The organism is Bacillus sp. AL-1R (assembly GCF_052180195.1).
Lineage (GTDB): Bacteria > Bacillota > Bacilli > Bacillales > Bacillaceae_G > Gottfriedia.
In genome coordinates this window covers 3801333-3827189 of the sequence record NZ_CP197469.1, presented here as the reverse complement: position 1 = coordinate 3827189, position 25857 = coordinate 3801333, and the positions used below count along the sequence as shown (strand labels likewise).

General features: G+C 33.6%; 22 protein-coding genes. 21 read left to right on the top strand and 1 reads right to left on the bottom strand.

Translation table 11 applies throughout. The annotated features are described in order from the left end of the window. Positions 1 to 43: 43 nt before the first annotated feature. From ACSBO6_RS18415 to ACSBO6_RS18315, 21 genes are all read left to right on the top strand, one after another. The gene (locus ACSBO6_RS18415) at positions 44 to 187 is read left to right on the top strand and encodes a hypothetical protein (protein WP_286138524.1); all 144 of its coding nucleotides are present in this window, start codon (positions 44 to 46) and stop codon (positions 185 to 187) included. Positions 188 to 214: 27 nt separating this feature from the next. Continuing rightward, complete coding sequence (locus ACSBO6_RS18410) at positions 215 to 1186, top strand: patatin-like phospholipase family protein (RefSeq protein ID WP_498843778.1); 972 nt, start codon at positions 215 to 217, stop codon at positions 1184 to 1186. Between the two features lie 1191 nt (positions 1187 to 2377). Continuing rightward, a complete protein-coding gene (gene vanR, locus ACSBO6_RS18405) occupies positions 2378 to 3076 on the top strand; it encodes a vancomycin resistance response regulator transcription factor, VanR-F/VanR-M family (protein ID WP_098845121.1) in 699 nt (232 codons plus the stop codon). Continuing rightward, positions 3069 to 4181 carry a HAMP domain-containing sensor histidine kinase gene (locus tag ACSBO6_RS18400; protein WP_098845122.1) on the top strand — a complete coding sequence of 371 codons (1113 nt, stop codon included), beginning with the start codon at positions 3069 to 3071 and terminating at the stop codon, positions 4179 to 4181. The genes vanR and ACSBO6_RS18400 overlap by 8 nt, the downstream gene beginning before the upstream one ends. A gap of 94 nt (positions 4182 to 4275) precedes the next feature. After that, a complete protein-coding gene (vanY, locus tag ACSBO6_RS18395) occupies positions 4276 to 5181 on the top strand; it encodes a VanY-A/VanY-F/VanY-M family D-Ala-D-Ala carboxypeptidase (protein ID WP_098845123.1) in 906 nt (301 codons plus the stop codon). Then, entirely contained in the window at positions 5178 to 5717 is a 540-nt protein-coding gene (locus ACSBO6_RS18390) for a VanZ family protein (RefSeq protein WP_098845124.1), read from the top strand. Before vanY ends, ACSBO6_RS18390 begins: the two co-directional genes overlap by 4 nt. Positions 5718 to 5919: 202 nt before the next feature. Beyond that, the gene (locus ACSBO6_RS18385; protein WP_098845125.1) at positions 5920 to 7398 is read left to right on the top strand and encodes a protein adenylyltransferase SelO; all 1479 of its coding nucleotides are present in this window, start codon (positions 5920 to 5922) and stop codon (positions 7396 to 7398) included. Positions 7399 to 7964: 566 nt separating this feature from the next. After that, the gene (locus ACSBO6_RS18380; protein ID WP_498843777.1) at positions 7965 to 8345 is read left to right on the top strand and encodes a hypothetical protein; all 381 of its coding nucleotides are present in this window, start codon (positions 7965 to 7967) and stop codon (positions 8343 to 8345) included. Positions 8346 to 8614: 269 nt separating this feature from the next. Further along, complete coding sequence (locus ACSBO6_RS18375; protein WP_098845126.1) at positions 8615 to 9535, top strand: DMT family transporter; 921 nt, start codon at positions 8615 to 8617, stop codon at positions 9533 to 9535. Between the two features lie 152 nt (positions 9536 to 9687). Further along, positions 9688 to 10026 carry a hypothetical protein gene (locus ACSBO6_RS18370; protein ID WP_098845127.1) on the top strand — a complete coding sequence of 113 codons (339 nt, stop codon included), beginning with the start codon at positions 9688 to 9690 and terminating at the stop codon, positions 10024 to 10026. A 7-nt stretch (positions 10027 to 10033) separates the two neighbouring features. Further along, the gene (locus tag ACSBO6_RS18365) at positions 10034 to 12286 is read left to right on the top strand and encodes a glycosyltransferase (RefSeq protein WP_098845128.1); all 2253 of its coding nucleotides are present in this window, start codon (positions 10034 to 10036) and stop codon (positions 12284 to 12286) included. 53 nt (positions 12287 to 12339) lie between these two features. Beyond that, positions 12340 to 14112: an LTA synthase family protein gene (locus ACSBO6_RS18360; RefSeq protein WP_498843776.1), complete on the top strand. Its 1773-nt coding sequence runs from the start codon at positions 12340 to 12342 to the stop codon at positions 14110 to 14112. A gap of 156 nt (positions 14113 to 14268) precedes the next feature. Beyond that, entirely contained in the window at positions 14269 to 14979 is a 711-nt protein-coding gene (sleB, locus tag ACSBO6_RS18355) for a spore cortex-lytic enzyme (protein ID WP_098845130.1), read from the top strand. A gap of 15 nt (positions 14980 to 14994) precedes the next feature. Then, positions 14995 to 16335: a germination protein YpeB gene (gene ypeB / locus ACSBO6_RS18350; protein WP_098845131.1), complete on the top strand. Its 1341-nt coding sequence runs from the start codon at positions 14995 to 14997 to the stop codon at positions 16333 to 16335. A 399-nt stretch (positions 16336 to 16734) separates the two neighbouring features. Next, positions 16735 to 17040, top strand: coding sequence for a PTS sugar transporter subunit IIB (locus ACSBO6_RS18345; RefSeq protein ID WP_025671987.1), 306 nt, complete (start codon positions 16735 to 16737; stop codon positions 17038 to 17040). A 22-nt stretch (positions 17041 to 17062) separates the two neighbouring features. Continuing rightward, positions 17063 to 18379, top strand: coding sequence for a PTS cellobiose transporter subunit IIC (gene celB / locus ACSBO6_RS18340; protein WP_098845132.1), 1317 nt, complete (start codon positions 17063 to 17065; stop codon positions 18377 to 18379). A gap of 249 nt (positions 18380 to 18628) precedes the next feature. Continuing rightward, positions 18629 to 18949, top strand: coding sequence for a PTS sugar transporter subunit IIA (locus ACSBO6_RS18335; RefSeq protein ID WP_098845133.1), 321 nt, complete (start codon positions 18629 to 18631; stop codon positions 18947 to 18949). 18 nt (positions 18950 to 18967) lie between these two features. Beyond that, complete coding sequence (locus tag ACSBO6_RS18330) at positions 18968 to 20299, top strand: 6-phospho-beta-glucosidase (RefSeq protein ID WP_098845134.1); 1332 nt, start codon at positions 18968 to 18970, stop codon at positions 20297 to 20299. After that, positions 20296 to 21003, top strand: a complete 708-nt coding sequence (gene chbG / locus ACSBO6_RS18325; protein WP_098845135.1) for a chitin disaccharide deacetylase — start codon at positions 20296 to 20298, stop codon at positions 21001 to 21003. The genes ACSBO6_RS18330 and chbG overlap by 4 nt, the downstream gene beginning before the upstream one ends. Positions 21004 to 21164: 161 nt before the next feature. Then, positions 21165 to 22424 (top strand): helix-turn-helix domain-containing protein, encoded by a 1260-nt coding sequence (locus tag ACSBO6_RS18320; RefSeq protein WP_498843775.1) that lies wholly within the window; start codon positions 21165 to 21167, stop codon positions 22422 to 22424. Then, the gene (locus ACSBO6_RS18315) at positions 22421 to 22573 is read left to right on the top strand and encodes a hypothetical protein (protein WP_498843774.1); all 153 of its coding nucleotides are present in this window, start codon (positions 22421 to 22423) and stop codon (positions 22571 to 22573) included. Before ACSBO6_RS18320 ends, ACSBO6_RS18315 begins: the two co-directional genes overlap by 4 nt. Positions 22574 to 22628: 55 nt before the next feature. Here ACSBO6_RS18315 and ACSBO6_RS18310 read toward each other — a convergent pair whose 3' ends face one another. After that, positions 22629 to 25655, bottom strand: coding sequence for an efflux RND transporter permease subunit (locus ACSBO6_RS18310; protein ID WP_498843773.1), 3027 nt, complete (start codon positions 25653 to 25655; stop codon positions 22629 to 22631). Positions 25656 to 25857 lie beyond the last annotated feature (202 nt).

Sequence of the window (25857 nt, the reverse complement as noted above, 5' to 3'; positions counted from 1 at the left end):
GAAGAAATACCTCTTTAGAGATGATCTAAAGAGGTATTTTTTTATGTCAAAAAGAACGAGAACATCTAAAATTGATAAATGGATTAAAGTAGGTCGTGGTTCTGGGGTGGGCTCAGATTATAGTAAAATATGTGAATATATAGGTATAGTGCAGTTTCAAAATTGGACTAGAGGGAATAAAGTATAGTGATTTAATTAGATTGGTGGTGTTTCATTGTCTAGAAAATATCGTGTGATAACTTTTGATGGTGGTGGGGTTCGAGGAGCTTTAAGCAGCCAACTTCTAACAAGACTGACCAGTGACAAAAAATTTCCCGAATTGATTAAAAAAACAAATTTGCTTGTCGGAACCTCTGTTGGATCAATTATTGCCCTAGGGTTGGCAAGCGGAAAATCACCGCAAGAAATTAATGCTGCATTCAATGTAGATACGGTCGAGGAAATTTTTAGCATTCCACAACCTGGTGGACCTTTAACCACTACAAAATATAAAAATGAAGGATTAATCAAAGTATTAAGTTCTTTCTTTCCCAAAAATCTCCGTTTAAAAGATTTGCATAAACGAGTCGTCGTTCCAGCGTTTGCTTTATCCAACAGTAAATTAGGGCATTGGACCCCTGTATTCTTTAACAATTTTCCTGAATCTCCGTATTTGGAGCATAAGGTAATCGATGTCGCGTTGGCTAGCAGCGCTTTTCCAGCTTATTTTCCTGCGTTCAAACATTTTATTGATGGAGCTGTGGTCGCCAATGATCCGAGTACTGTAGGAATTTCCTTTGCCGTACAAAAAGGCAAACAAGAACTCAGCAAAATTGCCCTTTTATCAATCGGCACCGGATTCTTCCCATATAGTATTCAAAAGGACACCAGTGAATGGGGATTTTTCAGTAGCAATAATCAAGTTATTGGTACCGCACCAAGCTGGGGATTTATTCCTCCGAATCTACAAGAACCGCACGAACCGGCAGTTCCTCTTTTAACGATCACCGTTGAAGGGACGGAAGAAGCTGATGTATTGATGAGCTCTCAATTGCTCGGGAAAGGGTTTTTCCGCCTCAACCCACAGCTTCCCATTCCCATTCAGCTTGATGATGTTCAAGCAATCCCTGTACTCAGAACTATCGCAAACAATACGAATTTATCGGAGGTTAGCAGATTTATCCGTAAACATTGGAACTTATGCTAAACGCGTCATGAGGCTAGCTCGTGTCGAGTGTGCCTCCTTGTCGACCCGATGAGCTGTGAAATAATATATTTTAAACAGACAAGCCTACAAAAAGGAGCTACATGAGTATTTTATTTCAATCATGTAGCTTCTTCTCATAATAGGTTCATGAGGAAGTAAACTAGTAAAAAATAGAAAGGTACTTCCTCATGACAGGTTCATGAGGAAGTAAACTAGCGAAAAATAGAAAGGTACTTCCTCATGACAGGTTCATGAGGAAGTAAACTAGCAAAAAATAGAAAGGTACTTCCTCATGACAGGTTCATGAGGAAGTAAACTAGCAAAAAATAGAAAGGTACTTCTTCATGACAGGTTCATGAGGAAGTAAACTAGCAAAAAATAGAAAGGTACTTCCTCATGACAGGTTCATGAGGAAGTAAACTAGCAAAAAATAGAAAGGTACTTCCTCATGACAGGTTCATGAGGAAGTAAACTAGCAAAAAATAGAAAGGTACTTCCTCATGACAGGTTCATGAGGAAGTAAACTAGCAAAAAATAGAAAGGTACTTCCTCATGACAGGTTCATGAGGAAGTAAACTAGCGAAAAATAGAAAGGTACTTCCTCATGACAGGTTCATGAGGAAGTAAACTAGCAAAAAATAGAAGGGTACTTCCTCATGACAGGTTCATGAGGAAGTAAACTAGCAAAAAATAGAAAGGTACTTCTCATGACAGGTTCATGGGTAAGTATACTAGCGAAAAATAGAAAGGTACTTCCTCATAACAGGTTCATGAGGAAGTAAACCAGCAAAAATTAGAATGTTCCTTACTCATGACAGGTTTTAGTGGAAATCAACCAAAGATTGGCGTAGTTGACAAGCTCATTTTTCAACACTCTAAAGTTGCATCTGCAGCTTTTAGTAGAATCATCTTTTCCGCCGTGAAGAAATACCTCCTTAGAGATGATCTAAAGGGGTATTTTTTTATGTTATAAAGAGCAAGAAGTTTATAAATAATATTTTGAAAAAGTTCAGCAATATACCAAATTGGACCATATTCTTGAAGAATAAGAGGAAATAATAGAAAATAATACAGAGAACCAAAGCTGGTTTGTGACCCGAATTATTAATTTTTAGTGTTTAAAAGAAATCATCGTTAGCATATATAATTGGATAATCATCCACTGAATGTGACGATAAAGGAGGGAAATGAATGAAACCTATCTCTATTTTAATAGCGGATGATGAACAGGAGATTGCTGATTTAATAGCCTTACATTTAGAAAAAGAAGGGTATCATATTATTAAAGTTTCAGATGGACATGAGGCTGTTCGTGTAGTCGAGACTGGGTCAATAGATTTGTTGATATTAGATATTATGATGCCAAAAATGGACGGTTATGAGGTAACTCGGCTCATTCGCGAGCGGCATAATATGCCAATCATATTTTTGAGTGCTAAAACATCTGATTTCGATAAAGTACAAGGACTGGTTATTGGAGCAGATGATTATATAACAAAACCATTTACCCCCATTGAATTAGTTGCACGTGTGAATGCTCAATTGCGACGCTTTATGAAGTTGAACCAACCGAAAGTAGATGATCATAAAGCTCTTTTGGAATTTGGTGAAATAATGATTTCCCCTGATCAACGGACAGTTTTGCTTCATGGTGAAAACATTGGGCTAACGCCGAAAGAGTTTGATATTTTGTATTTATTAGCTAGACATCCGAAGAAAGTTTTCAGTGTAGAAACTATTTTTCAGCTCGTTTGGGGTGATGCCTATTTTGAAGGTGGTAATACAGTAATGGTACATATTCGCACCTTGCGGAAAAAACTCGGAGAAGATAAACGAAAAAATAAGTTAATCAAAACGGTTTGGGGAGTGGGGTATTCTTTTAATGGATAAAATTATACACAGTTTTCGCTCCAAAATAATCGTATTATTCGGTTTAAGTATGATGCTGGCTGGTATGATCACTTATTTAATTTTTAAAGGATTACAGCTTTATTATCACACGATGGTTCGTTTTGGTGACCCTTTGGCCCAGCTTCGTCAATTCATGCAGAGTATTGGAGACGTTAACTTCTTTTTATTTCTATTTATCCCACTTTCGATATTGTTTTTCTATTTACTCACTAAGCCCTATTCTACTTATTTTAAAGAAATAGCAAACGGAATTCATTATCTTGCACGTGGCAACTTTACACATCGAGTTTCAATCCAATCAAATGATGAATTTGGAGATATTGCTCAAGCAATTAATCTAGCAAGTGAAAAATTAGAAGAAGCTGTACAAAGAGGCGATTTTTCAGAAAACAGTAAAGAACAGTTAGTTGTAAATTTGGCTCATGATTTACGTACTCCGCTAACCAGTGTATTAGGTTATTTGGATTTAATTCTTAAGGATGAGAAGCTAACTAAGGAACAAGTTAAACACTTCTTAACGATTGCTTTTACTAAATCTCAGCGTTTAGAAAAGCTAATCGATGAATTATTCGAAATAACTAGAATGAACTATGGGATGTTACCGCTTGAAAAAGAGCAAATAAATTTAAGTGATTTACTGTTTCAATTAAAAGAAGAATTGTATCCTGTTTTCGAGAATAATCATTTGATTGCACGAATGAATCTGCTGCCACATTTGCCTATTTTAGGTGACGGAGAGATGTTAGCTCGTGTGTTTGAAAATCTTTTAACGAATGCAAATCGTTATGGATATGATGGTCAGTTTGTCGATATTAATGGGTTTGTTGATGAGAAAGAAGTGGTTATTCAGGTTATTAATTACGGAGATTGTATTCCTCCTGAGGAACTCCCATATCTTTTTGATATGTTTTATACTGGTGATAAAGCAAGAACTCATCAAGAAGATAGCACAGGTCTCGGTTTATTCATTGCAAAAAATATTGTGGAACAACATAATGGAACAATTACAGCAGAAAGTAGTGTAATCAAAACAGTTTTTGAAGTTCGATTACCGCAAGAAAGTAGCTCAATTGACCAAGTTTAAAAGAGTATTTAAGAAAAATTTAAAGTTTACCCCACTTTTTATTTAAAAAATTTTTCCTATTCTAGAATCAATCAGAAATAGGAGGAATGTGATAATGAAGAAGTGGGGATTTTTAGTGATAATAGTAATTTTACTTAGTTTTACAATCGTGAATAAAGAAACGACGCTTCAAGATAGCGTAGTCATACAAACAGATAAAAAAATGAACGATGAACAATTAGATGATAGTAAGTCTTCTGAAAGTTTCCAAACGAAGAGCATAACAAAAGAATCGGTCTATAAAGGGAATTTACTCTTGGTAAACAAAAAATTTCCAGTGCACCAAGGGAGTATAAAAAAAGATGTTTTAAACTTATTTACTCACAAAGAATTGACAAAGGGATATGAATTGTTTGATACGAACATCGAATTGTCAGAGGATGTTGCCAGCAAATTTTTAAAGATGATCATTGCTGCAAACAATGAAGGGGTTAGGCATTTTAAAATTAATAGCGGCTTCAGAGACTTTGATGAGCAAAATGTGCTTTATCAACAAATGGGTTCAGACTATGCCATGCCTGCGGGTCGTAGTGAACATAATTTAGGTTTATCACTTGATGTAGGTTCTACCAAAATGAAAATGAATGAGGCACCTGAAGGTAAGTGGCTAGCAAATAATGCTTGGAAATACGGCTTTATCATACGCTATCCAAAGGATAAAACACAAATTACAGGTATTCAGTATGAACCGTGGCATATTCGTTATGTAGGATTGCCACATAGTGTGATTATGGAAGAAAAGAATTTTTCTTTAGAAGAGTATTTGGATTTCTTAAAAAAACAAAAGTCTATTTCAACTACTATAAATGGAGAAGAATACAAAATCTCTTATTACCCCGTTCGTAAAAGTACGACGATTCAGGTGCCTACCAATCTTCATTATGAACTATCAGGAAACAATATGGATGGTGTGATTGTGACGGTATTTAATAACTCAAAGGAGGATCGCATTGCAAAATGAAAATCGTAAAATTAATGAATAAACTAATTGTTTTTGCACTATTCGCCTTTTATCTATATGCAATCATTCGAGTTATTCTTTTTAAATTCCGCTTTAGAGATCTAACCTATCTTACGGATCAACTACAGACGAATCTAGGGAACCCTGTTCATCTCATAAATGAATTTAAAATGGGTAATTTTATCCCATTTAAAACAATATTCCTTAATAGTCATAGACTATCATCTTGGCCAGATTTTAGTAATTTAGTTGGAAATATTGTAGCGTTTATCCCATTTGGAATGTTTCTTATTCTCTTGTCGAAAAATAGAGGGATGTCATTTGGAGGCGTATTCGTTGGTTCTTTTTGTTTTACTTTATGCATAGAAAGTTTACAAGTTGTTTTTTCTTTAGGGGTTTTTGATGTGGATGATCTAATACTAAATACCTTTGGTGGATTATTAGGTTATTGTGCGATTAAACTTTGTGATACTGTTTATAATAAATTTATTCATACATCAAGCAGTATCCAGGATAGAGAAATTGTTGATAAATAGGAATTTTAAAGAAACGGCTGCTTTTGAGTAGCCGTTATTTTATTAAAACGAGCTAAATACAATGTTAGAATAGATTGAAGTTGTGGAGTAGACACTAACTGTAGAATGGATTGTCAAAACAAAATCATAGAAAATCTATGGTTTTTTTGATATATGTAGAGAGTACATATTAAAAAGGAAAAAAATGGAAATGGGGGATCTGATGACTCAGGGAAACGTAAAAAATGATGCAGGATGGAATTTTGACAATAGTTATGCAAGATTACCGGAATTCTTTTTTGCTATTCAAGACTTAAATCCGGTCAGTTCGCCGAAATTAGTTGTTCTAAATGAGCCATTGGCATTATCACTTGGTCTCGATGTTCAATCGCTTCAAAGCGAAGAAAGTGTAAATGTTTTTGCCGGGAATCGAGTACCAGAAGGTGGATTGCCACTTGCTCAAGCATATGCAGGGCATCAGTTTGCACACTTTAATATGCTAGGAGATGGAAGAGCTTTATTACTCGGTGAACAGATTACGCCAAAAAATGAGCGATTTGATGTACAACTGAAAGGTTCAGGTAGAACACCTTATTCACGAGGTGGAGATGGTCGTGCAGCACTTGGCCCGATGCTTCGCGAATATATTATAAGTGAGGCGATGCATGCGTTAAGGATACCAACTACAAGAAGCCTAGCCGTTGTAACGACAGGTGAACAAATCCAGCGTGAAACTCGATTACCTGGGGCAGTAATGACACGAATTGCTGCTAGTCATATTCGTGTCGGTACGTTTCAGTATGTTTCCAGATGGGGCAGTGTGAATGAACTTCAAGAACTTGCTGATTATACAATTCAAAGGCATTATCCTGAAATTGATCAAAATGATCAGAATCGATATCTTTCACTACTTCAAGGCGTCATTAAGCGCCAAGCTTTCTTAATTATCAAATGGCAATTAGTTGGTTTTATACATGGTGTGATGAACACTGATAATATGACGATTAGTGGTGAAACAATTGATTATGGTCCATGTGCATTCATGGATGCATATGATCCTGCAACTGTTTTTAGCTCAATTGATTTACGCGGTCGCTATGCATATGGAAATCAACCAAAAATGGCTGGATGGAATTTGGCTCGATTTGCTGAAACATTATTACCTTTATTGCATGATGATCAAGAAAAGGCATTAGAAATAGCACAGAATGCCATTTCTGAATACCCTATTATTTATGTTGATAATTGGATCGCAGGAATGAGAAAAAAAATAGGCCTATTTAATGAAGAAGAACAAGATAAGACATTAATTGATGAGTTACTTGAAATAATGGAAAGGCAAAAAGCTGATTATACGAATACATTTAGAGCGTTATCTTACGGTAATCAAGATGAGCTACCTTTATTTGCTTCATCTGAGTTTAAACAGTGGGAGAAGCAGTGGCAGGATAGATTAAGTAGACAATCAGAATCAAAAGAAGCCTCTCTTCAATTAATGCGAGACAATAATCCGGTTGTCATTCCAAGAAATCATCGCGTAGAAGAAGCTCTAGAAGCAGCGGTAGAGAACGGAGATTATAGCGTGATGGAGAAATTGCTTAAAGCACTTTCTACTCCATTTGTTGAATCAAAAGAACAGATAAATTATTGTACACTACCTCCTGATCCGGATCGTCCTTATCAGACTTTCTGTGGTACTTGATGATAAAAATACTACCTTTTTCAAGGGTAGTATTTTTATTTTTGGCTCTGTTATAAAAGATTGTTGATATTCTTATTGAACTAAATGGCAGTTTAGTTGAATAAGAATTGTAAGAAAAAGAATACACCAAGGTATTCAGATTTGATAAAATTGGATTACAAGAATAGTCATTATGGAAGAGGATATGTAAATTGAAGTAGAATTATTAAGTTAAGCTTTTATTTAAAAATAATATAGATTACAAAGGAAAATACATAATGAAACATACTAAATTTATTATTTTTCAGTTCATATTAATTAGCTGTATTATGAGCATAAATTTTTATACTGAAAAATATTACAACGCCCCATTTACTGTTGATCGGATATATTTTGGGATTTTACAGGTACCACTCGTTATTCTAATTTTTAAAGTATATGGTCGTTTCAAATTTAGAACAAAAAGAATAAAAATCTTGTTAACAATGATTTCTGGAATTTCATCTATTTTAATTATTGGGATGATTTTTGGACAAGTATTGTTCAACTAACGCGTGCTTTAGTTGCATAAGTTTAAAGGAGTTTTTATGGGAATTCACGATAATGAAATTATTGGATATGAGGTGGAATTAGCAAAAAATAAAATAATTCTTCACACCGTATCTGAAACAAATAAATACATAGATGTTTTATTTACAGATGTACTTGCCCATTATTTTGAAACGCAAATACCAGGAAGTATATTATTTGGGATAGATGAGTCGGATGTATCTAAATTTTGTGCTGAAAATGAGCAATTATTAGAAAAACAAAAAGATTACTGTTGGCCAATGTATTATGATGATGTGTTTGAACTACAAGATTTCTTAATGATGAATAGATATAAATATTATGAGATTATGGCATCCTATGGTCTCAGTGGATGGATATTAGCCAAAAATTACGAAATGACTGATTCAGAAAATTAGTCCTTATGCAACTAACGCAATGCGTTAGTTCAATAAGAAACAGCATAGACCACAAAATAGTGGTCTTTTACTTTTGTTCAAAAATCAACAATTTACTTTAACAGAGCCTTATTTTTAAGAAAAATATTGAACATATTTTTAGTGAATTTGAGCATACACTTTGAATAATTCTCAAAAATTTACTATATTAGAAAAAGTACTTAAAAGTTTTTAAAAGAGGGGAACGTTCCCTCTTTTTATATTTTGGCCAGTAGAAAGAAGTGGGGAAGTTGAAGAAGCAACAAATTTATATCATTTTATTTTGTATTATGGTGGTATGGGGATTTAATGTAATTGCCACTAAAGTTCTAGTAGAGAACTTTATGCCAGTTACGATGACAGCTATTCGTGTTTTCACTGCTGGAGTAAGTGTTTTTATCATTTTATTTTTAATAAAAAAAGTTCGTCTGCTTACTAAGAGGGAGTTTGGGTATGTTTTTTTTGCGATGTTATTGAATGTCGTTGCACATCATTATTTTTTATCGATCGGTCTTTCTCAAACTTCAGCATCAAACGGGGGGCTAATTCTCGGAATGGGGCCGCTTTTAACAGCCTTATTGTCGGTTTTCTTTTTAGGTAGTGTAATGAACTTTGTTCGAATTTTAGGCGTGTTATTTGGTTTTGCAGGTGTTGCATTTATTGTGTTCCAGAGCGGTGGAGGTTTTCATGGCGTTTCACATGGCGATTTTTATGTGTTTTTAGCAATATTGGCGCAAGCATCTAGCTTTGTTTTAATAAAAAAGGTTTCAAAAACATTAGATCCAAGATTAATGACTGGATATATGCTAGTTATGGGTTCAATTATATTATTTGGAATTAGCCAAATTCTTGAGCCAGGTGGAATGGCTAGTATGGTGCATCATTCAGTAGGAATTTGGGCGGTATTTTTTGCATCAGCCGTTATTGCAACAGCTATGGGGCATATGCTATATAATTTTGCCCTCGGTAAAGTTGGCACAACAGAGGCGGCCATCTTTTTAAATCTAAATCCATTCTTTTCACTTATTGGCGCGGTATTATTTTTAGGTGAAAAAATTGTTTTAACTCAAGTAGTTGGATTTATTTTAATTTTAATAGGTGTGATGTTTGGTTCAGGAGTATATGAAGATGTATCTCGCAAATTTAAAAGGGATCATCAAATCCAAATCTAAAATAAAATAGTAATGTATTTTAAGACAAATACCGATTAGGTGATTGTCTTTTTTCATTTAGAAATGATTTCTAATTCTTCATTTCATGAAAAAAACCTGCTTATTTAGGGCATATTATAAAGTATTCAAGCTATTAGGAAGGACTCATCAAGATGACAATCGATCCAAGAACTCATTCATTAAATGCAGAAACATATGAGAATGAATTAGAAATACCTAGTTGGTTTATAAAATTAAATAAGTTTAAATCGAATTTAAATAATATGGAAATAGAGTCTCATTTTTATGAACAGTTCTTAACTTTATTAATGAATGAAGAAAAAGCGTTAGAGCTGCAATATAAAAATTTAAAGTATATTGAAAAGCTAGAAAATGAAATTCAAATAATGGAAGAACGATATCGAAAAGTAATGCACTCGAAGCTTGGCAGATTCATTCAGTTTTATTGGAAAGTTAAAAGATGGCTAATTAGAAAGTTAAGAGGTTGGTGAGTAAGTTTTGAACAAATTTGAAATTCAGCAAAGATTAGAAGAAATAGAAAAAATGAAGATTGAAATTTACCAACGAATGAAAAAGGAAATCCCGGAAGACTTAATATTTTCAAAATACAATTTTAAAAAATTAGTAAACGGTATTAGCGTAATCATCCCGACATACAAAGGTGAAAAAGTAATAAAAAAATGTATTGAATCATTAAAAAATCAAACTTTGTCACCTAAATATTTTGAAGTAATCTTTATTATCAATGGAGAAAAAGATCATACAGAAGAGATATTAATGAATTTCATGAAGGAACATACTATTCAACATTTTACCATTCTTCATTCAGAAGAAGCTAGTGTTTCTGCTGCAAGAAATATGGGGATTGAACAAGCATCTAAAAAATACATTACATTCTTAGATGACGATGATTATATTTCACCTAACTTTCTTGAAAAACTATTCGATCATGCAGATGAAGATTCTGTTGTTATTTCACAAGTTGTTGACGTAGACCTAGAAGGTAAACTTAACCCTAATAATCCTGTTAACTCGCAAATTAAAAAAGCATTAGATACTAAAATGTTTACTTATACGGATTTAAATAGTGTTTTAACAATGAATGCTTGTAAGTTAATACCAACAAAGAAAGTAAGAACGGGGCGGTACGAACTTGGTTTAAAAAGTGGAGAAGATGTAGTATTCTTTACAAAATTATTTGCTTTGCATCATTTTCATCTAAAAATTGTTCCATTAGAGGAGCAGGCAATTTATTATCGAGTTTTAAGAGATAACTCAGTTTCTAGACGTAATAATTCTTTTGAGTTTAATGTAAAAGAACGTTTGGAAGTCATGAAACATCTTGATGGACTACTAGGAGAAACGAATAGTCCAACAATCCAACAATTCATTAAAGGAAAAATACATGCTCAATATGGGTTTATCGACAGATATATAAACAATAATAATGAATTGAGGGATAAGGTAATCGAAGAAGTAAATAAACATTGTTTCGTCTATTTCCCTTATTTTAAGTTATACAATAGCCAGACGCGTTCTTTAATTATTTCCTATTGTTTCCCACCATACGTTGATACGAGTGGAACTGTTATGGCTAAGCGTATTATCGAAAATAATGAAGTGGTGGACGTAATTTATAATAACATGTCCAAAGTAAGGGATGTTGATTATAGACAAAATGCAATGGTGGATGGTTTTATTAATAATCGGATGGAAATATCATCTACGAGTAGTTTTAAACAATGGAAATCAATGAAAGACTTTATTAAAAAATCGCTTAAGGAAATTAAGCTTAATGAAAGAAAAAATGGTACATATCATAAGATTTATAGCCGAGCATTATGGCCTGCTTCTCACTTTTTAGCATTTGAATATAAATTAAAAAACCCGAAGGCAAAATGGATTGCAGAATTCTCTGATCCGATTCTATTAGATATTCACGGAAATGAACGAAAGTCTGCCATTATTGATTTAGGGTTTTATAAAAAAGTAAATGCTCTATTAAAGAAAAAAAACTTTCCAATAACGTTTAATAACAATATGTTTTTTTGGTGCGAATACATTGCTTATGCATTTGCAGATGAAATTATTTTTACAAACGAAAATCAATTGAAATACATGTCAGAAATGTTCCCAATAAAAGAAATGAGAGAAGTCATTTTAAGCAAAGCAAAAATTTGTCATCAACCGACTTTACCGAAGCAGTATTATTACGTTAAAGCAAGTAAATATAAGATTGATGAAAACAAAGTAAACCTTGGATACTTTGGAACGTTTTATCAAACGAGAAAATTAAATGAAATAATTGAAGGGCTTAAGTTAACTAAACCTGAACTACGAGATAAAATTAAACTTCATGTTTTCACTTCGGATCCTAAATCACTAGCAAATGAACTTTCAGGTGAAGTGATTGAAAAGCTTGTAAAAGTAAACCCATACGTTAACTTTTTGGAGTTTTTAAATTTCACAACAAAATTTGATTGTCTAATTGTTAATGACGCATTTACGAAGGATTACAAAAATATTAATCCATACTTACCTTCTAAATTAAGCGATTACAAAGGTAGTGGGAATAATATATGGGGAATAGTTGAAGAAGGTAGTATTCTTAGTAGGTTTGAAACAAAATACAAATCAGAAATAGGCGATATTGAAGGTGCTACTAAAGTGTTTGAATCATTAGTTACGGAGAAAGTAATTCAACAATTCCAGCAGCTTGATGAAGAATTATCGAATGAGAAATCAATGTAAAAGCGAATATAAACAAAGTTAATTTTAATAATTTTGTAAAGGGTAGATTCATTATGATTAAAAAGAGTTTTAATTTGCTAGGACCAATTCTAATCGGATTGGTCTGTAGCTATTTACTTGTTATTTGGTCTCATAATTATTTGTGGAAGAACAATGTTAATCTATATCAGAACTTGATCGAAACAGATTTTTTTAAGTGGAACTTTCTGATTGTTTCAGTCATTGTTTTAATCCTAATAGTAGGACTTCTTGTGCTTGGGTACAACGTTTGGTGGATCTTAATTACTACTGTAGGCTCAATCGGAATGTTCTCATATGCGTTATCAGAAAAAATTAAATATACTGGGGAACCATTTCATCCAAGTGATTTATTTTTCCTGCGTGACCCAATCGTATTTTTACAGTTTTCAAAACTTCCATTTCTTCTTAAATGGGGTGGACTACTTGCCGCTATTACATTTTTATTTTTAGGAACTTTTTTCGCATATAAAGAATGGCGAAATGCTTCTATGAAGAAAAATAGTCTGCGATTTCTTTTAATCGTATCGCTTGGCGTATTTTTTTCATTTGGTACGAAAGAAGGATGCGCTTATTTTGTAAAAAACTCGAATGTAAAATATATTCCGTGGAATTATGAAACGAGTGTTGAACGATATGGGATGTATAATGCATTTTTAGTAACCTATGTAAATAGCAAACGCGAAGAACCTAAACTATCGTCTAAAGTAAAAAATGAGGTTATTAAAGAGTTAAAGTCTTTAAAACCACTCACTGTACCTAAACAAAAACAATTACCAGATGTTTTAGTGATTCAAAGTGAAGCATATAGCATGTTAGATGACATGAAATTAAAATGGAATACTAATCCAAATGCACCTCTTTTGTCTATAAAAGAAGGTATTCATGGTACTTTAATTAGTAATACATTTGGTGGTCGGACAGCTAACGAAGAGTTTGAAATATTAACTAGTTTAAAATTAAAGCGGAAATTTGAAAATCGTACACCATATCAAGAAGGAAAAATGGCAAATAGAACTTCTCCTAGTTTCATTCAAGATGTTAGAGAATTTGGTATGGATCCAATCGCACTTCATCCGTTTAAAACATCATTCTTTAAACGGAGAGAAGTCTATCCTAACATAGGGTTTAATCAATTTTTGTCGGAAACAGATTTAACTTCTTGTAAAAAATTTGGCTCATACATATCTGACGAATGTGGCTCGAAAAAAGCATTATCATTAATTAATAAAAAAGGTAGTCAATTTGTATTTTTTGTGACAATGCAAAATCATTTTGATTGGCGTAAAGGCCACTTTCCTGAAGAAAACATGAAAGTTAGTGGAGTGCCTATGGATGAGGAGTTAAAAGGAAAAGTGGAGAGTTATGCAAGTGGTATTTATAAAAGCGGTAATTCTCTAGTTTCAGTATGGCAAGAAATTAAAAAACGTAAGAACCCTACGATCGTCCTTTTTTATGGAGATCATCGTCCAACATTTGGCGATAAAAAGGCAACATATGAGCATTGGGGAGCACCAGTGGAGAAGAGTGAAGGACAAGATTGGTATAATGAAACACCGATGTGGATTTGGAGCAATGACAAAAATACAATGGACAAAATAAGAAACTATTCGAAGCCATTTTTAGAGAAAGGAAATCTAAAATTAGAATCCTACGAAATTGCACCTCTCTTAATGAAAGTCTTAACAAACAATCAGATTGAACAGTCATGGTATGATTGGGTGCTTCAAAATCATTCAAATGATATTTGGGATTGGGTGATTTATGATCGAGTATATGGTGAAGGGGTAACCTTTAATAGAAAATAAAAATCGGGCCAATAGGTCCTTTTTTTATTGGGTAAAAAAACTGACTTATTTTTAGATGTTGGAAAGAAATCTTATTGTATTTCAAAGATGTTTACATAAATTGGGAGTTCTTGAAAAAAATACAAATAGAGATGTTTTAATTTTAGGAGGTTTGAAATGAGGAAACTAGTTTTTTTAAAAGGGCCGTTAATTTTTTTAATCGCCTTTGTTAGTTTTTTTAGTAATGTTCAACCAAACAATGTAAGTGCTTTTACAAACCAAGTGCTTCAAATGGGTGCAACTGGAGAAGATGTCATTGAATTACAGACTCGTTTAAAATACAACGGTTATTACACTAGTAAAGTAGATGGTGTCTTTGGATACAACACATACTGGGCGGTACGGAATTTTCAAAATAATTTCGGAATGCCAGTCGATGGAGTTGTAGGGGCAAAGACAAAAGCAATGTTAGTGAAAGCTACCAAATATGAAAATAGCGGTAGCACTGCTGGATCGAATGTGCCAAATGGTTATTCGCAAAATGACATTCAGTTAATGGCTAATGCAGTTTATGGTGAATCGCGTGGTGAGCCATATATCGGACAAGTGGCGGTGGCCGCAGTTATTTTGAACCGTGTAAGTAACCCTTCATTTCCGAATACAGTTTCAGGTGTTATTTTTGAGCCACGTGCTTTTACTGCAGTAGCAGATGGACAAATTTATTTAACACCAAATGAAACAGCAAAAAAAGCTGTACTGGATGCAATAAATGGTTGGGATCCAAGTGAAAATGCAATTTATTATTTTAATCCTGATACAGCAACAAGTGCTTGGATTTGGAGTCGACCACAAATAAAACAAATTGGCAGACATATATTTTGCCGATAGGAAAGGAGTGTTTGTGTGATTAAAGAAGCTGCAATAGGAGTTTTAGCAGTTGGTATTTTAGGAACATCATATTGGGGTTACCAAGAGCATAAGGCTAAAAACGAAATTAATATACAAGCAGAAAATAACTATCAACGTGCATTTCATGAATTAACGTATGAACTTGATCTATTACACGATAAAATTGGCGACACATTGGCAATGAAATCGAAAGCATCGATCTCACCAGCATTAGTCGAAGTATGGGGACTTACTTCTCAAGCACACTCCAATGTTGGGCAACTGCCTTTGAGGTTGTTACCTATTAATAAAACAGAGGAGTTTCTAACTGATATTGGTAATTTTAGTTATCGGACTGCTGTAAGAGATTTGGATAAAGAACCATTAACCGAAAATGAATATGCTACGTTGGAAAAATTATATGAGAACTCTGCTGAAATTCAAGGTGAAATAAGAAAAGTTCAGCATATGGTATTTGAAAATAAATTGCGTTGGATGGATGTAGAACTAGCCTATGCCAGGGATGAAAATCCTAAAAATAACGTCATAATTGATGGGTTTAAAACGGTTGAAAAGAATGTAATGACATATTCTGATGCAAATGCAGAACCTTCGCTGACAAATTATAAAGTAAATCGTTCAAATCTATCGAATGTAAAAGGTGAGAAAATAACAGAAGAACAAGCAAAGGATATTGCTAGAAAGTTTCTAGCGTTAAATAGTACGGCCCAAATTAAAGCTGAGCTTACTGGTAAGAAATTGAAAGATCGTTACTATAGTTTAGAAATAAAGGAACCAAAGACGAATAGTGAAATTTATATGGATATTACCGAAAAGGGAGGATATCCTGTCTGGGTAATTGATAGTCGAGACATAAAGCCACAGAAAATCGACTTAAATCAAGCTTCAATTAAAGGTCTAAAATTTTTAGAACGCAATAAATTCTCAAATATGGAACTTACTGAAAGCTCGCAATACGATACAATCGGGGTATTTACCTATGTAACAAAGCAAGACGACGTAAGGATTTATCCTCAATCAGTAACGATGAAAATTGCACTGGATGATGGAAGTATAGTTGGATTTTCATCAAGAAATTATTTAGCTGCACTTAAAAATAGAACGATCCCAAAACCGAAAATTTCGGTTGAAGAAGCACGTAAGGGAATTAATTCAAACTTGAAAATAATGGAAGAGCGTCAAGCGATTATTTTAAACAAACTAAATCAAGAAGTCCTTTGTTATGAATTTGTAGGAACAAGAGGAAATGACACATATCAAATATTCATTAATGCGGATACTGGAATCGAAGAACAGATCAAAAAACTGAATGTCTTAGTCGAAAACTATGATTGAAAGTTAAAATAGAAAAGGGAAATGGTTTTAATTATAACCATTTCCTTTTTCATTTTTAGAGCTAGCTACCATTTAAAATATTTCATGTTTAGGATATTTAGATGAAAATACTATTTTAATATTTATGCCTACGATCAGCGCAAAATCGATCGATTACTCTGACAAGATATCATACTTTAGGCTTGTACAATGCTTTATTTTAAGCGACTTTTGGAGTAGCTATTTATAAAGTTAATTCATAAAAAAATATTTTTTATATTTGTCCTAATGTCCAAAATGATGAATATATATTTCTTGAGATTAAAATTCTAGAGGGAGAGAGGTAAGTGATCGATTCTGTTTGCTAGTAGAAGTTTAATTGCATTGTAAGCGTTTTCCTTAGAGAGAAAGGGGGATGAAATGAACATATTATTATGTTGTGCTGCAGGTATGTCTACAAGTTTATTAGTTACAAAAATGGAAGCTGCTGCAAAATCTGAAGGAATTGATGCAAGGATTTGGGCAGTGGGTGCTAATGATGTTAAAAATCATCTAGATCAAGCAGATGTATTACTTGTAGGTCCCCAAGTAAGGTACCTACTTCCACAATTAAAAAAAGAAGGTTTACAAAAAGGAATACCAGTTGATGCCATCAATCCGGTTCATTACGGGATGTGTAAAGGAGCAGAGGTCCTGAAATTTGCAATCGATTTAATAGGTTCATAATTTCATATAGGGGTGATTTGTGATGGCCAACTTTACTCAAATGTTAGAAGAGAAAGTAATGCCTGTTGCTGGTAAAATTGCAGGTCAAAGACACTTGCAAGCATTGCGTGATGGAATTATTTTAACACTGCCTCTTATTATTGTCGGTTCCATTTTCTTAATTTTAGGCTTCTTACCATTTGACGGATATCCAGATTTTATGGCAAAAACCTTCGGTGAGGCCTGGCAAACTAAGCTTCTTTATCCTGTAAGTGCTTCATTTGATATAATGGCGCTCATTGCAGGATTTGGTATTGCATATCGACTCGCTGAACATTACAAAGTAGATGCATTGAATGCTGGTGCGATCTCGATTGCCGCATTTATATTATCAACGCCATACTTCACAATGTTTTCTCCAGAAGGAGCAACTGCTGCTATTAAAGTAGGCGGGGTACTTCCTATGGCATTGTTAGGTAGTAAGGGTCTGTTTGTTGCTATTATAATTGCGTTATTCTCAACTGAAATTTATAGATGGGTAATTCAAAGAAATTTTGTTATTAAGATGCCAGATGGCGTACCACCTAGTGTAAGTAAATCATTCGTTGCTTTATTCCCTGCATTTTTAGTCATTTTACTAGTATGGATTATTCGTTTATTAATTGAAAATACACACTATGAAACTCTACACAATGTCGTTGGGGATCTCTTACAAGATCCACTTAGTAGACTTGGAGGATCATTAGCTGGCGCGTTAATTGCTGTTTTATTAATTCAATTATTATGGTCAGTTGGTTTGCACGGTGCGGCAATTGTTGGTGGTGTAATGGGGCCAGTATGGTTAGCAGCAACTGATGCAAACCGTTTAGCTCTGCAATCACATCATGCAATGCCAAATGTTGTTACACAACAATTCTTTGATATCTTCATCTACATGGGTGGTTCTGGTGCAACAATTTGTTTTGCAATTATGATGTTATTATTTGCAAAGAGTCAGCATGCAAAACAATTAGGAAGGCTATCGATTGGACCTGGTATTTTTAATATTAATGAACCAATTACATTCGGTGCTCCTGTAGTAATGAATCCATTGCTTTTAATTCCATTTATTCTAACGCCATTAGTACTTGTTGTCACCACATATATAGGAATGAAAACGGGATTTGCTCCAAAAACACATGGTATTGCAATTCCTTGGACGACTCCACCAATTATCGGCGGTTGGCTAGCAACTGGAGGTAACTGGAGAGGTTCTGCAATGCAATTGATTAATCTCGTTGTCGCATTCTTAATTTACTTCCCATTCTTTAGAATGTGGGATAAACAAAATTTACAAACTGAACAAGGCTCACCAAAATAAGAAATGGGGGCTTGCCCAGACTGCTCGCTAAGCGCTCGCTTTCTTTGATGCTTCGTCTGCTAAAGTGGTGCTCATTACCATTAATGGTAACTCCGCTTTTCATCAGAGACCCCGCTTCGATAAGACAAATGCTTTTGATCATTCTGGGTACTTATGGTTTCTGATTCTTTTTAAACACACTCGAGAAGCTTGCCTATAGGCAAGCTCTTGATATTGTTTTCTTAAAATCTAGTAAAGGGTGTGATTCTAGTGACTAAAGAAGAATTGTACAACCTTTCTTTTCAGTTAATCTTGCATAGTGGAAATGCTAGAAGTCTTTCAATGGAGGGAATTTATGCAGCAAAGGAAAAAAACTTTGAGCTAGCTTTTGAGAAACTTTCAGAGGCAGATCGTGAGTTTAGTCAAGCACATCGCTTTCAAACTCAACTGATTCAGGCAGAGGCTGGTGGAGAAGACTTTAATACACCAATCCTATTAATTCATGCGCAAGATCATTTAATGACAGCAATGACACTTAAAGATTTAGCAAGGGAGATTATTGAACTGCGGCAAGAAGTAAGCAATCAATAAAAGGAGGATTTACATAATATGGGTAAATCAATCAAAATTGCGACAATTGGTGGAGGTTCAAGTTATACTCCAGAGTTAGTAGAAGGTTTTATAAAACGGTACAATGAGCTTCCATTACGAGAACTATGGCTTGTAGATGTAGAAGAAGGCAAAGAGAAATTAGAGATAGTTGGTCAATTAGCAAAACGGATGTTTCAAAAGGCAGGTCTTCCTGTAGAAGTTCATTTGACACTGGATCGAAAAGAGGCACTTAAAGATGCTGACTTTGTTACAACTCAATTCCGTGTTGGTTTGTTAGATGCTAGGGCAAAGGATGAAAGAATTCCTTTAAAATATGGTGTACTTGGTCAAGAAACAAATGGACCTGGAGGGCTGTTTAAAGGTTTACGAACAATTCCAGTAATTTTAGATATCGTAAAAGATATGAAGGAGCTTTGTCCAAATGCGTGGTTAGTCAATTTTACGAATCCTGCTGGTATGGTTACTGAGGCTGTACTACGTTACACCGACCATCGAAAAGTAGTAGGTTTATGTAATGTCCCAATTGGAATGGAAATGGGTATTGCCAAATTATTAAATGTTGAGCATTCTCGTGTAAGGATTGATTTTGCTGGTTTAAATCATATGGTTTATGGATTAGATGTATTTGTAGACGGAGAAAGTGTTAAAGATCAAGTCATTGAATTATTAACGAATCCAACAAATTCTAGTTTTGTTAAGAATATTCAAGGATATGGATGGGAACCTGAGTTTCTACGTGCTTTAAACGCATTACCTTGTCCATATCATAACTATTATTATAAAACTCGAGAAATGGTTGAAAAAGATATAAAAAATGCCGAAACTGTAGGGACGCGTGCTGAAGTTGTAAAAAAATTAGAAGATGATCTTTTTGAACTTTATAAAGATCCTAATCTATCAATCAAACCACCTCAATTAGAAAAAAGAGGTGGAGCTTATTACAGTGATGCAGCAGTTCGCTTAATTTCTTCTATTTATAATGATAAAGGTGATATTCAACCAGTTAATACGATGAATAATGGTTCGATTGCTAGTATGCCAAATGACTCAGCAGTAGAGGTCAGCTGTGTGATCACTAAGGATGGGCCAAAACCAATTGTAATGGGGGATCTACCGGTAGCTGTAAGAGGGCTCGTTCAACAAATCAAATCATTCGAAAGAGTAGCTTGCCAAGCAGCGGTAACAGGTGATTATGATTTGGCCATTCTAGCGTTAACGATTAATCCATTAGTCGCATCAGACAAAGTTGCGAAAGAAATCGTTGATGAAATGCTAGAAGCCCATAAAAAATATTTACCTCAATTTTTTAAAGAGGTGAAAATTAAATGATCAAACTAATTGTGAATGCAGACGATTTTGGTTATTCAAGGGGAATTAATTATGGAATAATTGATGCTCATAAAAATGGAATTGTGAACTCAACTACGATGATGATGAATATGCCTGGTGCTAGTCATGCAGTAGAGCTAGCGAAAGAAAATCCTAGCCTTCAAGTAGGAATCCATCTTGTTTTAACTTGTGGAAAGCCACTTTTACATGATGTTCCAACACTTGTAAATGGAAAAGGTAACTTTAAAAGTAGACATGAGTTCTTTGAAGATAAAAATATATCACTAGCTGAATTAGAAAGAGAATGGACTGCACAAATCGAAAAATTTTTAGAGTCGGGCTTAAAACCAACTCATTTTGATAGCCACCACCATGTTCATACCGTACCTGAGTTTTTACCAGTCGTACAGAAGTTAGCTCGAAAATATAATTTAAGTGCTAGACGCATTTCTGAAAATGCTTTAGAAGGAATCGTTCCTTTTACGGATGTTTTTCTACATGATTTCTATGGAGAAGGTGTGACGAAAGACTATTTTGAAAAGCTATTAACACGGGTTGAAGACGGTCAATCTGTTGAAGTCATGTGTCATCCTGGTTATCTTGATCACGAGATACTATACAATTCTTCTTATGCTAAAGATCGCGTTAAGGAGACGCAAATTTTATCTGCTGTAAAACTACCAAAAGAGATTGATTTATTATAGCGTAAATTAAGTTACTAGCATGGAGTCTGAAAATAGATTCTATGCTTTTTTGGTATATATAGTTAATTAGAATTTTGGAAAAAAATATAAGATGAAATAGGGGTAGTTTTACACTATAATGAATATTAATAATATTAAAATAATATTTAAGGAAAATACCTATGAAAATTGGAAAAATTATTAATTACCATCGAAAAAAACAAAAGATGACACAAGAGCAACTATGTGATGGAATTTGTTCAATTTCTCATTTAAGTAAGATTGAGAACAACTCAAAAGAGGTTAATATCGAAACTTTAAACTTATTGTGTATGAAGTTAAGTATATCAGTTGAAGATGAAAAAAATAAAATTAATCATATTAAAATAAAACTACAGGAATTCTACGACGCAATTGAACGACTGCATCATAAAAAAGCAAATACAATCTATCTAGAACTCACGAAATATAAGGAGTTTGTCCAATATACGGAATTGCTCTATTTATATGAATTATACATGTTAAGATATACTTTGTTTTTAAATCAAGTTGATCTAGCAGAGCAATTGATTGAAAAAATAGGTCAAAATACGAAGATGTTTTCTGAGTTTGAACGATTTGTTTGGAATGTATTAAATGCAATTTTTAATCATAAACGGAATAATTTTATTAAAGCTTTAGATTTATTAGAAGAAGTAAAAGATTTAAGGAAACAGTATCGAGATGAAATAACCGAATATTATTATTTAAAATCGTTAATGCATTGTCGATTAGGACAATCTACATTAGCAATCTATTTCGGTAATAAAGCGCTAGAAGTTTTTAAAAAAAGGAATAATATTATTAGAATGTTAGATGTGAAAACAATTTTATCAATCCATTTAACTGAAACTGGTGAATATGAAAGAGCAGAGAGTTTATTAAAAGAAATATTAGATGATGCAGAATTAATTCAAAATACAACAATAGAAGAAATGGCTTGGCATAATTTAGGTTTCTTATATGGTACTCAAAATATTTCAGAAAAAGCGTTGGAGTGTTATTATAAATCACTTGCATTAATAGAGAAATATACTGAGAGTTATTACCTTACATTAGGAAATATTGCGACTCATTTGCTAAAGCTACAAAAAAATGAACAAGTTGTGAGTATGCTAGAACAAGAATTAGCGTCATTCGAGGATACATCAAAATTAGAATATGTAAAATTACGAGTTTTATATTTTGAAGCAAAAAACGAAGAGAAGGCACTAATCCGTTATTTAATGGCAGACGGGTTACCAATTATGGAGAAACACGGTAATCGAATGAAGGTTTATGAATACAGTGAACGAATTGCAGAATATTACCAAAAACAAGGCGACCCACTTTTAGCTAATAAGTATTTACAAATCAGTTTACATCAAATGAAGAAGACACATAATACAGGAGTTCTTAGATGAAAAAAAAAATTAAACTTATCGCACTTTCCCTAGTCATCACAATGCTGGTGAATGTAGGAATAAATACTAATCAAAATCATCATTCGCCAAAAAATGATATTTACGCATCCAATAAAAAGGAAGATGATCCAAAACCTCCAGGAAGTTGATGGGTGGATTTCTAACCAAAAAGGGATATCTCAAAAAACGAGATATCCTTTTTTTTTATAAACTTACTGGCTTACTAGTATCTTGCTGTCTACGTTGTTTTCTAGATTTTCTAAAATAAAGTAACTCATAAATAACAGGGATGACAATTAAGGTTAATAATGTTGAAACTGTTAATCCGCCAATTACTACAACAGCAAGACTTTGGGATACAAGGCTACCGGTTTCGGCTTTTTTGAATAGTAATGGTAGCATTGCGCAAATTGTAGCAACGGCCGTCATAAGAATTGGCCGAATTCGGGTTACTGCAGCATCGATAATTGCTTCACGAAGAATCATTTGTTTTTCTCTTTGTTTTACACGATCTAGTAATACGATTGCGTTTGTTACAACAATTCCGATGAGCATCAGTGCTCCTAATAGTGCTGTTGGTTCAACGGATATACGACTGATCATTAATCCAAGCACTGCTCCAATCGCCGCTAAAGGTAAAGAACATAGTATAGCAATTGGTGCACGGAATGTTTTAAATGTAATAATCATGATTAAGAAAACTAATCCGATTGAGACAAGCATGATCATATATAAATCTGAGAAATCTTGTGATTGTTGTGCAAGGGCACCACCAATATAAACATTCACACCATCTGCAATTTTCATGCCTTTTGATTTTGTATCTCCAAAAATAACTTTATTCAAATCTGCATTAATTTTTGAAAGCTTATCTGGTTTTACTTCAGCAGATATACTTAAATAAGGATCGCCATCTTTATGATATAGATTAGTAGATTTTTCTTCTACTTTTAGTGTAGCTACTGATGATACTGGAATCATTCCAGTTTTCGTCATAATCGGTACTAATTTTATATCCTCAGGCGTTTTAGGTTCTAATATTGGTTCAAGATAAACATCAGTCGGTTGTTGATCAATTGTAACTGTTCCAAGTGGAGTTCGATTTAACATAACAAATAATTGTTGAGATAGTTGCTCAGTGTTACTTTTTGAAGGGTCAACTTCTAATGAATAAACAGTTTTTTTATCTTCCTCATTTGTTGTAACCTTTTTAACTCCATCAATCGTTTTAATTTTATTTTTAATCTCACTTGCAGTAATCTCTAAATCATTTAAATTATTTCCAACAACGTCAATTGTAATTTGAGTTTTAGAACCTCCAAATAAACTAGATGCCATTGTACTTAATTCTGCATCGGCATAGTTAGTTTTTTGTGAATTAATTTTTTTTACAACTTGATCAGTCAGTTTTTTATCATTTAATGTAATTAAATAGATTGCTTGCGTAGAAGAGCGGACATCCCCATATTTTGCGGCATCAGCTGTACTTCCTAATTGAGTGTAAACACCTTTTATACCTTTTTGTTTAAGAATATACTTTTCTAGTTTAAGGGTGTTTTGTTTTACATTTTCTACTGGTGTATCACTTGGATATGTTAAAGTCGTTTGAACAAAGTCTGAAGAAGATTGATCTGTTGCACCTTTTGGCATAGCGAAATAAGTACCTATTGAGCCGACGAATAATAAAAATGAGACGACTACTATTACCCATTTATGGTTCAGTGACCATGTAAGAACTTTTTTATATCGTACTGAAGGATTGTGAGCTTTTAATTTAGCCTTTTTAAGGAAGAATGCACTTAATAATGGAACGACCGTTAATGCGACAAATAATGAAGCTAATAAAGAGTAAGTTATGGTTAAAGCAAATGGTAGCATGAAATCTTTAAGCCCTGTGCTAATCATTCCAATTGGTAAAAATACAGCAACAGTTGTTAAAGTAGAGGCTGTGATTGCACTACCGACTTCTTTCGTAGCGTCAATAATCATTTGAACTGAAAACTTCTCTGATTGAGTTTTTCTAAAAATATTCTCAATAACGACGATACTATCATCAACTAATCGTCCAACTGCTACAGCTACTCCACCGAGTGTTAAAACATTGAGTGTAATGCCAGACTCAGCAAGTAAAAATAATGTTAAACAGAGCGATAGCGGAATTGAAACAATGGTAATTAGTGTTGAACGTACATTTCTTAAGAATAACATGATGACGATCGTAGCGAATAATGCACCGAGTAAAACTTCCTTAATCATTGCATGTACAGAAGTTTTCACCATATCTGATGTTGCGACCATGACATCTGCATTCATATTTTTATATTTTTTATTTAAGTGTTTAGTAGCTTCTCTAACATCTTTAGTAATACTAACTGCATTGGAATTACGGTCCTTCGTGACAATTAATAATAATCCGTCTTTTCCGTTGATTCTTGTTAGGTTGTTTGTTGGCTTTTTTACTTCAACAGTTGCAATATCAGCTAATTTAACTTGATCAGCGACCATAAGATTCTTTACTTTGTCTATCTGATCTAAATTCCCAACAACTTTTATATTACTAGTTTTATCATTTATTATTCCTTCACCAACTGAAACTGCGGCATTTTGGCCTCGAATAATTCCCATGATCGTTTCTAGTGATACTTTATTCTGCGCAAGCTTCGCATTATCGATTTTTACAGAAACAAAAGATTTTTCTGTTCCGTATGTTTGAACGTCAGCTACTCCTTTTATGTCTTTGAAAGTTGGAATTACTTTTTTGTTTGCAAAATCAATATTATTTGGACTTAATCCATCTTCGAAAGTGATTGCAACATCTGCGATTGGGATCATGGAAGTGTTTAATTGTACAATTGTAGGTTTACTAACAGTTTGAGGTAGAGTGATATTATTTAAAGATTCTTGTACTTCTTGTTTAGCGTCTTTCATATTTGTTCCTGATTCATAATAAACATCAATTTTTGAAAAACCATTGCTTGTGCTTGAATAAATATGACTTTTACCTTTCACACCAGAGACCGCACTTTCAATAGGAGTTGTTACTTGTTCCTCCATTGTTTTCGAATCAGTACCATGGCCCATAACAATGACAGATACAATTGGTTGGTCAGCAGCAGGTAGGAATTCCATTGGAAGCTTTTTATAACTTAAGACCCCAATCAATAAAATGAGAATTGATAAAAAGGTAATGGCGGCTTTATTATTAAAGGCCCATTTTGTAAACCACGACATTCAAGTTATCCTCCTTTATGGTAAAAATATCCAGTGATACACAAGTTGAATCGTAACATACTCATCTTGAAAATAAAATACATTTTATTTGGAATTTACAAAATATTTAAAAGCACAATTCGACATCGGTTAATGAGATCAATGAATCAGTGCACTTTATTAAAATATGAGACAATTTACCTTTTATACTTGTTTAATGAAA

Excerpts from the sequence above, each read along its gene's own strand:
- ACSBO6_RS18320 (WP_498843775.1), top strand. The coding sequence starts at position 21,165 with ATGAAAATTGGAAAAATTATTAATTACCATCGAAAAAAACAAAAGATG.
- ACSBO6_RS18310 (WP_498843773.1), bottom strand. The coding sequence starts at position 25,655 with ATGTCGTGGTTTACAAAATGGGCCTTTAATAATAAAGCCGCCATTACC.
- chbG (WP_098845135.1), top strand. The coding sequence starts at position 20,296 with ATGATCAAACTAATTGTGAATGCAGACGATTTTGGTTATTCAAGGGGA.
- ACSBO6_RS18400 (WP_098845122.1), top strand. The coding sequence starts at position 3,069 with ATGGATAAAATTATACACAGTTTTCGCTCCAAAATAATCGTATTATTC.
- ACSBO6_RS18390 (WP_098845124.1), top strand. The coding sequence starts at position 5,178 with ATGAAAATCGTAAAATTAATGAATAAACTAATTGTTTTTGCACTATTC.
- vanR (WP_098845121.1), top strand. The coding sequence starts at position 2,378 with ATGAAACCTATCTCTATTTTAATAGCGGATGATGAACAGGAGATTGCT.
- ACSBO6_RS18370 (WP_098845127.1), top strand. The coding sequence starts at position 9,688 with ATGACAATCGATCCAAGAACTCATTCATTAAATGCAGAAACATATGAG.
- ACSBO6_RS18315 (WP_498843774.1), top strand. The coding sequence starts at position 22,421 with ATGAAAAAAAAAATTAAACTTATCGCACTTTCCCTAGTCATCACAATG.
- ACSBO6_RS18360 (WP_498843776.1), top strand. The coding sequence starts at position 12,340 with ATGATTAAAAAGAGTTTTAATTTGCTAGGACCAATTCTAATCGGATTG.
- vanY (WP_098845123.1), top strand. The coding sequence starts at position 4,276 with ATGAAGAAGTGGGGATTTTTAGTGATAATAGTAATTTTACTTAGTTTT.
- ACSBO6_RS18345 (WP_025671987.1), top strand. The coding sequence starts at position 16,735 with ATGAACATATTATTATGTTGTGCTGCAGGTATGTCTACAAGTTTATTA.
- ACSBO6_RS18330 (WP_098845134.1), top strand. The coding sequence starts at position 18,968 with ATGGGTAAATCAATCAAAATTGCGACAATTGGTGGAGGTTCAAGTTAT.
- celB (WP_098845132.1), top strand. The coding sequence starts at position 17,063 with ATGGCCAACTTTACTCAAATGTTAGAAGAGAAAGTAATGCCTGTTGCT.
- sleB (WP_098845130.1), top strand. The coding sequence starts at position 14,269 with ATGAGGAAACTAGTTTTTTTAAAAGGGCCGTTAATTTTTTTAATCGCC.
- ACSBO6_RS18385 (WP_098845125.1), top strand. The coding sequence starts at position 5,920 with ATGACTCAGGGAAACGTAAAAAATGATGCAGGATGGAATTTTGACAAT.
- ACSBO6_RS18415 (WP_286138524.1), top strand. The coding sequence starts at position 44 with ATGTCAAAAAGAACGAGAACATCTAAAATTGATAAATGGATTAAAGTA.
- ACSBO6_RS18380 (WP_498843777.1), top strand. The coding sequence starts at position 7,965 with ATGGGAATTCACGATAATGAAATTATTGGATATGAGGTGGAATTAGCA.